This window comes from Streptomyces sp. NBC_00247 (genome assembly GCF_036188265.1).
Taxonomy (GTDB): domain Bacteria; phylum Actinomycetota; class Actinomycetes; order Streptomycetales; family Streptomycetaceae; genus Streptomyces.
Genome location: NZ_CP108093.1, coordinates 4,466,034 through 4,478,232 on the forward strand (window position 1 = coordinate 4,466,034; position 12,199 = coordinate 4,478,232).

The window sequence follows — 12,199 nt, forward strand, 5'->3', positions numbered from 1 at the left end:
CCCGCGCTCCCACCGCCCGCGCCCTCACGGTGCCTCCAGTCCGCGGGGCGTCAGCGCCAGTTCCACCAGCGAGGCCAGCCAGTCCACCAGCAGCGCGAGCACCACCGTCAGCACCGATCCCAGCACCAGCACCGGCATGCGCTGCGTCTGGATGCCCGAGGTGATCAGGTCGCCGAGCCCGCCACCGCCGCCGAACGTGGCCAGCGTCGCCGTACCCACGTTCAGCACCAGGGCCGTACGGACGCCGGCCAGGATCAGCGGGACGGCGAGCGGCAGCTCCACCTTCGCCAGCGTCCCCGTCCCCGACATCCCGATGCCCCGCGCCGCCTCCACCAGCGTCGGATCGATCGACTTGAGCCCCGCCACCGTGTTGGAGAGCACCGGCAGCACCGCGTAGATCACCATGCCGGTGATCGCCGTCGACGGGCCGATGCCCAGCCAGATCACCAGCAGGGCCAGCAGGCCGATCGCCGGGGTGGCCTGGCCGATGTTGGCGATCGCGGTGAAGAGGGGAGCGGACCGCGACAGACCCCTGCGGGTCAGCGCGATGCCCAGCGGAATCGCGATGATCAGCACCCAGAACGTCGAGATCGCCGTCAGCCGTACGTGCTGCCACCAGCGCAGCTCCACCGTGTCACCCGCGATCGAGTTCTCCGCGATCGAGTCCAGGGTGACGTTGTTGATCCAGAAGTACGTCGCCACCAGCACCGCCGCCAGAACCAGCGGCAGCACCACCAGCTTCTGCCAGGTGATCCGGCGCGGCGGACGCGCCGGGGGAGGGGGCGGCTCGCTCTCCTCGTCCCGGAACGCCACCCCCTTGACGTCGTGCTCGCCCGCCGGCCGGTCCGGCATCGCGTCCCGGCCGGACGAGTCGCGGTCCTGGCGGCTGCTGGGGCTCATGCGCCGCCACCCCCCTCCAGCTCCTGCTCCGTCTGATGGCTGCGCAGCTCCTCCAGCTGGTGCTGGTGCTCCATCGCCGTGAGCCGGTCCGCCTCCAGCAGCTCCTGCACGTTGTCCATCAGGGTGCTCATGTCCACCACCCCGACGAACTCCCCGCGCCGCCCCGTCACCGCGGCCCGCCCGCCGCTGTCGGTGAGCACCGCCTCCAGCGCGTCGTGCAGCGTCGCGTCCCGGGTCACCGTGTCGTGCACCAGCTGTCCCGCCCGCGCGAGCGAGCCGCGTGCCCGCATCAGGTCGCCGCGCCGCAGCCACTTGTAGGGGCGGTTCTTGCGGTCCAGCATCAGCAGCTCGTTGTGCGGGCCGCTGCGCAGCTTGTTGAAGATGTCCTGGAGCGGGTCGTCCACCGTCACCGTCGGGAAGTCGGCGACGACCACGTCCCGGACCCGGGTGAGGTTGAGCCGCTTCAGCGCCGCGCCCGCCCCGACGAACCCGGAGACGAAGTCGTCGGTCGGGTTGGTGAGGATCGCCTCCGGGGTGTCGAACTGCGCGATGTGCGAACGCTCCCGCAGCACCGCGATCCGGTCGCCGAGCTTGATCGCCTCGTCGAAGTCGTGGGTGACGAACACGATCGTCTTGTGCAGCTCGTGCTGGAGCCGGATCAGCTCGTCCTGGAGGTGGTCGCGGGTGATCGGGTCGACGGCACCGAACGGCTCGTCCATCAGCAGCACCGGCGGGTCGGCGGCGAGCGCCCGCGCCACGCCCACACGCTGCTGCTGGCCGCCGGAGAGCTGGCGCGGGTAGCGGCCGTGGAACTCCCGGGGGTCGAGCCCGACCAGGTCGAGCATCTCCTCGACCCGGTCCTTCACCTTCCGCTTCGACCAGCCGACCATCTTCGGTACGAGGGCGATGTTGTCGGCGACCGTCATGTGCGGGAAGAGCCCCGAGGACTGGATCGCGTACCCGATCTTCCGGCGCAGCTTCACCGGGTCCATGTCGGTGACGTCCTCGTCGCCGATCCTGATCCGGCCGGACGTCGGCTCGATCAGCCGGTTGATCATCTTCAGCGTGGTCGACTTGCCGCAACCGGACGGGCCCACGAAGATCACCGTCTCGCCCGCCCTGATGTCCATGGAGACGTTCTCCACGGCCGGGTTCGGGTTGCCCGGGTACAGCTTGGTGAGGTTCTCCAGCTGGATCGTCGCCCCGGAGGTCTCGGCCGCCGCCTCCGGCTCGGCGGTGGCGTCGGCAGCGGTCTCAGACACGGATCCCCCTGGGAATGGTCAGCCGCCCGAGCAGCACGTACGCGGCGTCGAAGAGAAGCGCGAGGATGACGATGCCGAGCGTGCCGGCGAGGACCTGGTTGATCGCGTTGGCGCTGCCCAGCGAGGCGATGCCCCGGAAGATCTCGTTGCCGAGCCCGGGCCCCGAGGCGTACGCGGCGATCGCGGCGATGCCCATCAGCATCTGCGTGGCGACCCGGATACCGGTGAGGATCGGCGGCCAGGCGAGCGGCAGCTCCACCCGGCACAGCCGCGCGATCCGCGACATCCCGATGCCCTTCGCCGCGTCCACCAGCGACGGGTCCACCCCGCGCAGCCCCACGATGGAGTTACGCACGATGGGCAGCAGCCCGTACATCGTCAGCGTGATCACGGTCGGCGCCACACCCAGCCCGACCAGCGGGATCAGCAGACCGATCGCCGCCAGCGAGGGGATGGTCAGGATCGTCGCCGTCGACGTGATGGCGAACGAACCGCCCCAGCCGCTGCGGTAGCTGACCACCCCGATCACCACCCCCAGCACCGTCGCGATGACCATGCACTGGAAGACGGCGCTGACGTGCTGGAAGGCGTCGGTGAGCAGTTGCTGGTGCCGGGTCGTCACGTACTCCCAGAAGCTCAAGCGACGCACTCCCTCGGATCAGTCGGTGTCCCTCGCGGCCTGCTCCACGAGCGGGATGACGCGCAGCGGGACGGGGTTCTCCATGACGATCGCCGTGGAGGCCCGGACGATGCCATCAAAACCGACAACCCGGTCGATGACGCGCTGGAGATCGGCGTTCGACCGCGCCACGAGCCGGCACAGCATGTCCCCGTGCCCGGTCGTCGTGTGCAGCTCCAGCACCTCCGGTACGCCCATCAAGTGGGCCCGCACATCGGCGCCTTGACCCTGTTTGATCTCCAGCGTCGCGAAGGCGGTGACCGGGTACCCGAGCGCCGCCGGATCCACCTCGGGCCCGAACCCCCGGATGACTCCATTCGACTGAAGGCGGTCGAGGCGCGCCTGCACCGTCCCGCGCGCCACCCCCAGCCGCCGGGACGCCTCCAGCACCCCGATCCGGGGCTCCCGGGCCAGCAGCACGATCAGTTCCCCGTCCAGTCGGTCGATTCCCACGGTGCGCCCCGGCCCTTCGGATGTGATGGTCATCATGTACAGACAGCCCGCTCATACTGGCCGGTCACTGGACGGATTGTGCAGCGAAATCACGAACTGTTGCGCACCTTGCCGCGCGAGGGGAGCCTCGGAACATGACAGAGACTCTGCACACCACGCCCGACACCGCCCGGCAGGCCGACCCCTTCCCGGTGAAGGGAATGGACGCGGTCGTCTTCGCCGTGGGCAACGCCAAGCAGGCCGCGCACTACTACTCGACGGCCTTCGGCATGAAGCTGGTCGCCTACTCCGGACCGGAGAACGGCAGCCGCGAGACCGCGAGTTACGTCCTGACCAACGGCTCCGCCCGCTTCGTCCTCACCTCCGTGGTCAAGGCGTCCACCGACTGGGGCACCTTCCTGGAGGAGCACGTCGCGGCCCACGGCGACGGCGTGATCGACCTCGCCATCGAGGTGCCCGACGCCCGCGCCGCGTACGCCTACGCCGTCGCGCACGGCGCGCGCGGCATCACCGAGCCGCACGAGATCAAGGACGAGCACGGCACGGTCGTCCTCGCGGCCATCGCCACGTACGGCACCACCCGCCACACCCTCGTCGAACGCGGCGGCTACGACGGCCCCTACCTCCCGGGCTTCGCCGCCGCCGAGCCGATCGTCGAGCCCTCGGCCAAGCGCACCTTCCAGGCCGTCGACCACTGCGTCGGCAACGTCGAACTCGGCCGGATGGACGAGTGGGTGGCCTTCTACAACCAGGTCATGGGCTTCACCAACATGAAGGAGTTCGTCGGCGACGACATCGCCACCGAATACTCCGCCCTGATGTCGAAGGTCGTCGCGGACGGCACCCTGAAGGTCAAGTTCCCGATCAACGAACCGGCCGTCGCGAAGAAGAAGTCGCAGATCGACGAGTACCTGGAGTTCTACGGCGGCGCCGGTGTCCAGCACATCGCGCTCGCCACCGACGACATCGTCGCCTCCGTCCGTGCGATGCGCGCCGCCGGCGTGCGGTTCCTGGACACCCCCGACTCGTACTACGACACCCTCGGCGAGTGGGCCGGTGAGACACGGGTCCCGGTGGAGACCCTGCGCGAACTGAAGATCCTGGTCGACCGCGACGAGGACGGCTACCTGCTGCAGATCTTCACCAAGCCGGTGCAGGACCGGCCGACCGTCTTCTTCGAGATGATCGAGCGGCACGGCTCGATGGGCTTCGGCAAGGGCAACTTCAAGGCCCTCTTCGAGGCCATCGAGCGCGAACAGGAGCGCCGGGGCAACCTCTGACCCAGGACGCGGGAGCCCGCACCCCTCCGCAGGGGCGCGGGCTCCCGCCTGTCATGGGCGGCCGGTCCCGGGGAAGACGGCCACCATGAACGCCACTTCCTCCCGGCGGATCCACCGCCTGGCCCCCCTGCTGGTGGTACTCCCCCTCCTCGCGGCATGCGGCGGACACGACCGGGACGTCCCGGTGCGCTCCGGTGCGGACGCGCCCCCGGAGCTCTCCGGGGACACCCGGCTGGTGATCACCACGGAGAACGGGGTGCGACTGCGTCCGGCCGACGGCGACCACACCGCCACCGACCCCCACGTCCAAGCCCGTTGGTCGCACCGGGACGACACCTGGGTGCTCGACCTCACCTGCCACGAAGCGGACGGTGACGTGGACGGGGACGGGGACGGGGACGGTGCGGACGGCGGCCGGGACGGGGACGGGTCGTGCCCCCGGATGCCCGCGATCGAGGTGCCCGCCGTCGCCTCCGTCACCGTCACCGCCAGGAACGCGGGCATCGACGTCGCCGGGATCGACGCCCCGCTGGACCTGACCACCGTCAACGGGGACGTCACCGTCGTCCGGTCGGGCCGGGACGGCGCCACCGTACGACTCGCCACCCGCAACGGGTCCGTACGCGCCGGCACCCTGCGCTCCGGCCGGCTGCACGCCGAGACGGTGAACGGGGACGTGACCCTCGACAGCGCCACCTCGCCGTCCCCGCTCACCGCCGCCACCACCAACGGATCGCTCCGGGTGTCGCTGCCGCACACCGCCCCCGCCTACCGCGTCGCCGCCACCACACGCAACGGCACCACCTCGGTGACCCTGCCGACCACCGCCGAGCGGAGCGGGCCCGCCATGACGCTCAGCACGGTCAACGGCGACGCCACCGCGACCCGCGACTGACCGCGCCACGGGCCGGACCGACGTCAGGCGGCCGGGTCACCGTTCTTCGAGCCGGCGGACGCGGCGGACGCCGCCGGTGCCGCGGAGGGCGCGGGAGCGGGCCCGGCGGAGGCCTTCGGTGCCGGTACGGCCGGTGCGGCCGGAGCCGGAGGTGCCACGGGCGCGGGCTTCGCCGGTGCGGCCGGTGCCTCCCGCCGCTCGTGGGCCGCCTCGTCGAGGCCGTGCGGCTGCCGCAGGTCCTCCGGTCCGCCCCCGGCCGGCTCGCCCAGCTCCTCCAGCGCCGCCCGGGCCGCCGGGGCGTCCAGCGGCGAGAACGCGGGATCGGTGCGCAGGGCCTCCGCCAGATGCCGACGGGCCGCCCCGGTGTCGCCCACGGCCGCCTCCATCACCCCCAGGTGGTAGGCGTACGAGGCGCTGCGCACCCCGCTGTCGGCCGCCTTCAGGGCGTACTCAAGCCCCTCCTCCGTCCGGCCGGCCCGGTGCAGGGCCCAGCCCAGCGCGTCCGCGACCTCCGCGTTCCGTCGCTGCTCGTCCCAGGCGGCGCGCAGCCGCCCCACGGCCGCCTCCGCCTCGCCGTGCTCGCTCTCGTAACGGGCCAGCGGCAGCGTCTCGTCCACCCCGTTCCGCTCCGCCGAAGCGGCCATCCTCAGGAACGTCGCGTACTGGCTGGCGGCGTCCCCGTCGAGGTCCGACGACTGGTACAAATCGGCGAGTTCGAGGGCGTACTCGGGACGCGGGAGGCGCTGGAGCACCCGCTGGTACTCCGCCATCGCCTCGTCGGTCCGGCCCAGGGCGGTCAGTGCGCGCGCCCGGCCGGCGAGGGAGGCGTGGTGGCCGTGGTCGACGGAGAGCGCCGCGTCGTACTGCCCGAGCGCCTCCCCGGACTCGCCGCGCTCGCGGGCCAGGTCCCCGAGGCGGTGCAGCGCCTCCGCCTTCTGCGCGGGGGTGCCGGAGCGTTCCGACGCCTCCTGCGCGGCGGCGAGCGCGTCCTCGCGCCAGCCCCGGTCGCGGTACAGCTCGGCGGTACGGCCCAGCGCGGGCGCGCCCTTGCGCAGGGCGGCGAACTTCTCGGTGGCCGTGGCTGCCGCCTCCGAGTCGCCGAGCCCGTGGTACGCGTCGATCAGCGCCGGGTACACCGCCCAGGCGACCGACGCCCCGGGGCCGCGGTCCCGGACCGCCTCGCCCCACTTCTTCGCCGCCAGGAAGTCGTGCCGGGCGACCGCGAGTTCGGCCAGCCCCACCCAGGCGGCACTGTTGCCGCGGTCTCCCGGCACGGCCGCCAGCGAGCGCTTCAGCGCCTGTTCGGCGCGCGGGTAGTACCCGAAGTCCGCGGACCGGCGGGCCCATTCCACGTACGCCGAACCGAGCGCCGCCCAGGCCGGGGCGTCCGCCGGGTGGCTCCGCACCCAGCTCTGCCGGTCGCCGATCAGCGCGGTCAGGTCGGAGAGCGAGGCCGGGGCCCCGGCGGTCGCCGCCGACCTGGCCCGGTCCGCCGCTCCCGGCGCCGCGGCGGGGGCCGGGTCGTCCTCCGGTACGGCCACCAGCGCACCCGCCACCAGCACCCCGGCGGCCACCGCCCCGACCGCGGCCCGCCGCAGCGAGGTACGCAAGCCGGAGGGCGGAGGCGGTACGTCGGGGGGCGGGAGCTGCGCCTCGGGCGGAGCGTCCCGGCCGGGCCCGTCCTGCGGGAGGGGCTGAGCGGACGGCATCGTGCGGGCATCCGGGTCCTGCTGCGGCATGACATCCATACGATCACTTTGCGTCAGCTCGGAGAGCGCACCGGGCTCCGGAACTGTCGCCGCAGACGGGTTCACACCATTGGCCGCCGGGTGCCAGGCTGGAGGCATGGACGACCGGGACGATCTCCTCGCACGGCTTCGGGCGGGCCTGCCCGCCGAGGCCCTCCTCACCGACCCCGACGTCACCGCGTCGTACGCGCGCGACATGGCGAGCTTCTGCGACGCCGGAGCACCCCTGGTGGTCGTGCTCCCGCGCACCGTCGAGCAGGTCCAGCACGTCATGCGCACCGCGCACGCGCTGCGCGTACCGGTGGTGCCGCAGGGGGCACGTACCGGCCTCTCCGGCGGCGCCAACGCCAGTGAGGGCTGCGTCGTGCTCTCCCTGGTGAAGATGGACCGGATCCTGGAGATCAGCGCCGTCGACCGGATCGCCGTGGTCGAACCGGGCGTCGTCAACGCCGACCTCTCCCGCGCGGTGGCGGAACACGGCCTCTCCTACCCGCCGGACCCCTCCAGCTGGGAGACCTGCACCATCGGCGGGAACATCGGCACCGCCTCCGGCGGCCTGTGCTGCGTCAAGTACGGCGTCACCGCCGAGTACGTCCTCGGCCTCGACGTCGTCCTCGCCGACGGGCGGCTCCTGACCACCGGCCGCCGCACCGCCAAAGGCGTGGCCGGATACGACCTCACCCGGCTCTTCGTCGGCTCCGAGGGCAGCCTCGGGATCGTCGTCAAGGCGGTCCTCGCGCTCCGCCCCAAGCCGCCGCGCCGACTCGTCCTCGCCGCGGAGTTCCCCTCGGCGGCGGCAGCCTGCGACGCCGTCTGCCGGATCATGGAGCGGGGACACGCCCCTTCACTCCTCGAACTGATGGACCGTACGACGGTCCGCGCGGTGAACGCGACGGCCCACATGGGCCTGCCCGAATCCACCGAGGCGCTCCTCCTCTGCGCCTTCGACACGCCCGACGCCCCCGCCGATCTCGCCGCGGTCGGGGTGCTCTGCACCGAGGCCGGAGCCACCGGAGTGGTGCCGGCCGACGACGCCGCCGAGTCCGAACTCCTGCTCCAGGCGCGGCGCATGGCCCTGCCCGCCCTGGAGACCGTCAGGCCGGCCACCATGATCGACGACGTCTGCGTACCGCGCTCCAGGCTCGGCGAGATGATCGAGGGCACCGCAGCCGTCGCGGAGAAGTACGGCCTCACCATCGGCGTCTGCGCCCACGCGGGCGACGGCAACACCCACCCCGTGGTCTGCTTCGACCCCGCGGACCCCGACGAATCCCGCAGGGCCCGCGAGTCCTTCGACGCGATCATGGCGCTCGGCCTCGAACTGGGCGGCACCATCACCGGCGAACACGGCGTCGGCGTCCTCAAGAAGGAGTGGCTCGCCCGGGAACTCGGCCCGGTGGGAATCGAGGTGCAGCGCGGGATCAAGGCTGCCTTCGACCCGCTCGGCATCCTCAACCCGGGCAAACTCTTCTGAGCCACCGGACGGGTTCTCAGGTCTCGTCGGTGTCCTGGGGTGCCTCGTCGGGGCCGAACGGATCGGCGAGCCACAGATCGTCGGCGGGCAGCGGGGAGAGCAGCTCGGCGAGCTCCCGGTCGACGGCCTCGCCCCAGGGGCCCTCGTTCTCCGTCCCCGGCGGGACCATGCCGAGGGTCCGTTCCAGCCACGCCGACACCGAGGTGGACGGAACCTCCAGCAGGGCGTTGCCGTCGGGGGAGTTCAGCGCGACACAGATGACGTCGCGCAGCCCGACCTTGGTCGGCCAGATCCGTACGTCCCCCTGCCCGCACGGCCGGAACACACCCTCCATCAGCAACTCCCGGGCGAACGTCCAGTGCACGGGCGACTGGGACCCGACGTGGAAGACGATGTGCACCGCGTACGGGTCGTCCGCCCGGTACGTCAACCGGGCGGGTACGGGAATGGAGCGCTCGGGCGACAGGACCAGCTTCAGTTCCAGCTCACGTTCCACGACGTTGCCCATGAGATGCACGACCTTTCGATGCCCAGGGACCGGTCCCGCGACCGGCCCGCACAAGGAGAGAGCGCGCTCCCCGTCCGCGATGACGCGACTTGAAGAGAAAATCTTCGACGGGACCTGAAAGTGGCCCAAACACCAGGACCGGCCCGGGGGAAGGCGGTGGTCTGATAGATGTTGACTCTTGTGTTGCGGCTACGAAGAGATACGGGACCCGCTGATGAGCGCGCCAACTCCGGCACCCGGTGAGGACCGCCCCCGCGAGGGGTACTACCCCGACCCCTCCATCCCCGGCTACGTCCGGTACTGGAACGGCGTTTCGTGGGTTCCCGGGACGAGCCGCCCCGCACCGGGGCAGGACGCGACGGCCTCCTCCGCCGCGGGAGCGGCCGTGGCGACCCACCACCAGGGCGCGGCCCCGGCCGCAGCCCCCGTGGAGGAGACCGGCCCGGTCTTCTTCGACGAGGAGGAAGCGGCCCAGGAAGCCGCCGGTACGGCCCGGTTCGACCCCTCCCAGCAGGCCCCCGTCCACCCGGGCGGCCTCCCCGTCGAACGCGCCCACCACCCCGAGCCCGCCTCCGCGTGGCAGGCCGACACCTCCCGGCAGGCCGGCTTCGGCGACGACGCCGACCGGCGCGTCTCCTGGGGCGGCGGCCGGCCGGGCGAGGGCCAGGTGCCCGGGCAGGGCGTCCGCGGCGCCGACCCGCGCGCCTTCGCCGAGACGGGCCAGGACCCGCGCCGCCCGGCGCTGCCGCACGGCGCCGCACCGGCCGCGCTGCCCGCCGGACGGGACGGCGGCCACGACGGCCCGGTCCACACCGCTTCCGACGCCCGCTCCGGCGCCCCGTCCTCCGGCGCCCCGTCCTCCGACGGCGCGGTCGTGCGCGCGGCGGGCCGGGAGGGGGCCGCCCCCGTCGCCCCGCCCGGCGAGATCCGCCCGGCCCCCGTTCCCTCCCCGTACCTGCCGCCCGCCGGTCCCCAGCGGCAGCGGCCCGTCCAGCAACAGGGTCCCGCTCCCGTACGCGAGGCCTTCCAAGCCCCGGGCGCGCAGGCCGGTCCCGGACAGGGCGCCGCCTCCTGGGCCCAGCCGCAGCAGGCCCAGCCGCTCCAGCAGACCCGGCCGCCCCAGCAGGCGCAGCACCCCCCGCTGGGGTACCAGCAGCCGCAGGCCGCCCAGCAGGCACCGGCTCCCGCCGGTCCCTTCGGCGGCCCCGCCCCGGCCGGGCCGCAGGCGCCGGACCAGCCGGTCGTGCCGTGGAAGCCGCCGGTGGACGACCCGTTCCAGCAGATGGCCCGCGCCCAGTCGGCGGGCCGGCCCGCCGGGCTCGGCCGGCGGTTCGTCGCCCGGTTCCTGGACACGGTGGTGCTGGGCGCGCTCGTCGGCGCGGCGGGGTTCCCGCTGGTCACCGCCGCGATCGACCACATGGACGCCAAGATCGAGGCCGCGAAACTCTCCGGTCGCACGGTGACGGTCCATCTGCTGGACTCCACCACCGCCGGACAGCTCGGCGGGGTCCTCGCCGCCTTCCTCGTCGTCGGCTTCCTGCTGGAGGCCCTGCCGACCGCGAAGTGGGGCCGGACGCTCGGCAAGAAGCTCCTCGGCATCCAGGTGCGTGACGTCGAGTCCCAGGACGTGCCCACCCTGGGTGCCGCGCTGCGGCGTTGGCTCGTCCACGGTCTCCTCGGGCTGCTGGTGATCGGTGTGCTCGACGCCGCGTGGTGCCTGTTCGACCGCCCGTGGCGCCAGTGCTGGCACGACAAGGCGGCCCGTACCTTCGTGGCGGGCTGACCGCCTGTCACCTGCGGTCCGCCGCGAGGCGGCGGGCGTGGCCGTCGCCCGCCCCCGGTGGCTGACGGTCCGTCACTCGAAAGCACCTGAGCCGTTGCGGGGCGGTGCGGGCCGGGGTGCACTGCCCGCATGAGCAACGACGCGCCGACGCCCGGCCAGCCGCCCGAGGACGACGATCCGTTCCTCAAGAAGCCCCAGGACCCACCGCCGTCGTCGGGCTCGCCGTACGACGGCGCGCCTCCGCCGCCTCCGCCGCCCCCGCCGCCCTACGACCCGGGACCGTACGGCGGCGGCCCGTACGGCGGGGCGGACCCGCTCGCGGGGATGCCGCCGCTCGGCGCGCCGGGAGTGCGGATCCTGGCGCGGCTGATCGACTTCCTGATCATCTCGATCCCGCTCTATCTGATCTCGCTGCCCTTCGGCGGCGCGGTCGACGTCACCTCCGACAACGGCGACAGCGACGTGGGCAACGCCGTCACCAACACGTACAGCGGACACCAGCTGATCTGGTCACTGATCGCGCTGGTCTGCTACGTCGGGTACGACACCTACTTCACGCACAAGGACGGCCGTACCCTCGGCAAGAGGCTGCTGAAGCTGCGCGTCGCGATGCTGAGCGACGGGAGCGTGCCCCCCACCAACGCCTCGCTGATGCGGGCGGTCGTGCTCTGGCTCCCGGCGCTCCTGTGCTGCCCGTGCCTGTGGTGGCTGATCAACATCGTGCTGATGTTCACCGACAAGCCGTACCGGCAGGGCCTGCAGGACAAGGCGGCCAAGACGGTCGTGGTCAGTGCCGGCTGAGCGGTGCGCCGCCCGTGCGCGAGCGGAGGACGCCGCGCGGAGGCTCAGCGCCGCACGCGCCGGCCGGCGCGCTCCTCGGCCGCCTCGCCCTCCCGGGGCGTGCGGGCGACGGCCCGGTACGGGCGGGGGGCACCGGCCGGGACCGGGCCCCGGGCCCGGCGGAGCGTGGGGGCGGTCACCGCCACCAGTACCCCCAGGGCCAGCGCCGCGAGGCAGACGGCGCCCACGGTGGCCGACGACGAGGCGCCGGACACGAGCAGCAGGGCGAACGTGACAAGGACGACGGTGGCGCAACCGTAGACGAGTTGTGCGGCAGTCGGACGCGGCATGGCGGTATCCGTCCTGGAGGTCGTCGGATGTGGACCCGCCCGCGCATCGGGACGGTTCTACGACGGTGGATGCCCGTGCGGGCCACG

At 73.0% G+C, this 12,199-nt stretch carries 12 protein-coding genes; 5 read left to right on the forward strand and 7 right to left on the reverse strand.

Annotation, left to right across the window (positions count from 1 at the left end; all coding sequences use genetic code 11):
- Positions 1–24 precede the first annotated feature (24 nt).
- The 4 genes from OHT52_RS19310 to OHT52_RS19325 are packed head-to-tail and all read right to left on the reverse strand — an operon-like array spanning position 25 to position 3,294.
- Positions 25–900 (reverse strand): ABC transporter permease, encoded by an 876-nt coding sequence (locus OHT52_RS19310; RefSeq protein ID WP_328721434.1) that lies wholly within the window; start codon positions 898–900, stop codon positions 25–27.
- Positions 897–2,162, reverse strand: a complete 1,266-nt coding sequence (locus OHT52_RS19315; protein ID WP_327176035.1) for a betaine/proline/choline family ABC transporter ATP-binding protein — start codon at positions 2,160–2,162, stop codon at positions 897–899. The genes OHT52_RS19310 and OHT52_RS19315 overlap by 4 nt, the downstream gene beginning before the upstream one ends.
- Entirely contained in the window at positions 2,155–2,802 is a 648-nt protein-coding gene (locus OHT52_RS19320; protein ID WP_327176034.1) for an ABC transporter permease, read from the reverse strand. The genes OHT52_RS19315 and OHT52_RS19320 overlap by 8 nt, the downstream gene beginning before the upstream one ends.
- Before the next feature lie 18 nt (positions 2,803–2,820).
- Positions 2,821–3,294: an Lrp/AsnC family transcriptional regulator gene (locus tag OHT52_RS19325; protein ID WP_328721435.1), complete on the reverse strand. Its 474-nt coding sequence runs from the start codon at positions 3,292–3,294 to the stop codon at positions 2,821–2,823.
- Between the two features lie 134 nt (positions 3,295–3,428).
- On the opposite strand from OHT52_RS19325, the gene hppD reads away from it, so the two are divergent.
- Positions 3,429–4,574, forward strand: a complete 1,146-nt coding sequence (gene hppD / locus OHT52_RS19330) for a 4-hydroxyphenylpyruvate dioxygenase (RefSeq protein WP_328721436.1) — start codon at positions 3,429–3,431, stop codon at positions 4,572–4,574.
- Between the two features lie 85 nt (positions 4,575–4,659).
- A complete protein-coding gene (locus OHT52_RS19335) occupies positions 4,660–5,469 on the forward strand; it encodes a DUF4097 family beta strand repeat-containing protein (protein WP_328721437.1) in 810 nt (269 codons plus the stop codon).
- Between the two features lie 23 nt (positions 5,470–5,492).
- On the opposite strand, the gene OHT52_RS19340 is transcribed toward OHT52_RS19335, so the two are convergent.
- Complete coding sequence (locus tag OHT52_RS19340; protein WP_328721438.1) at positions 5,493–7,217, reverse strand: tetratricopeptide repeat protein; 1,725 nt, start codon at positions 7,215–7,217, stop codon at positions 5,493–5,495.
- Between the two features lie 97 nt (positions 7,218–7,314).
- Between OHT52_RS19340 and OHT52_RS19345 the strand changes: the two genes are divergently transcribed.
- Positions 7,315–8,691 carry an FAD-binding oxidoreductase gene (locus tag OHT52_RS19345; protein WP_328721439.1) on the forward strand — a complete coding sequence of 459 codons (1,377 nt, stop codon included), beginning with the start codon at positions 7,315–7,317 and terminating at the stop codon, positions 8,689–8,691.
- Positions 8,692–8,707: 16 nt separating this feature from the next.
- On the opposite strand, the gene OHT52_RS19350 is transcribed toward OHT52_RS19345, so the two are convergent.
- Positions 8,708–9,199, reverse strand: coding sequence for an SsgA family sporulation/cell division regulator (locus OHT52_RS19350; RefSeq protein ID WP_328721440.1), 492 nt, complete (start codon positions 9,197–9,199; stop codon positions 8,708–8,710).
- A 214-nt stretch (positions 9,200–9,413) separates the two neighbouring features.
- On the opposite strand from OHT52_RS19350, the gene OHT52_RS19355 reads away from it, so the two are divergent.
- Together OHT52_RS19355 and OHT52_RS19360 are read left to right on the forward strand one after the other, a co-directional pair.
- Positions 9,414–10,982, forward strand: a complete 1,569-nt coding sequence (locus OHT52_RS19355) for an RDD family protein (protein WP_328721441.1) — start codon at positions 9,414–9,416, stop codon at positions 10,980–10,982.
- A 129-nt stretch (positions 10,983–11,111) separates the two neighbouring features.
- On the forward strand, positions 11,112–11,783 hold the full coding sequence (locus OHT52_RS19360; RefSeq protein WP_328721442.1) for an RDD family protein: 672 nt from the start codon (positions 11,112–11,114) through the stop codon (positions 11,781–11,783).
- Between the two features lie 44 nt (positions 11,784–11,827).
- Here OHT52_RS19360 and OHT52_RS19365 read toward each other — a convergent pair whose 3' ends face one another.
- Positions 11,828–12,112, reverse strand: a complete 285-nt coding sequence (locus OHT52_RS19365) for a hypothetical protein (protein ID WP_328721443.1) — start codon at positions 12,110–12,112, stop codon at positions 11,828–11,830.
- Positions 12,113–12,199 lie beyond the last annotated feature (87 nt).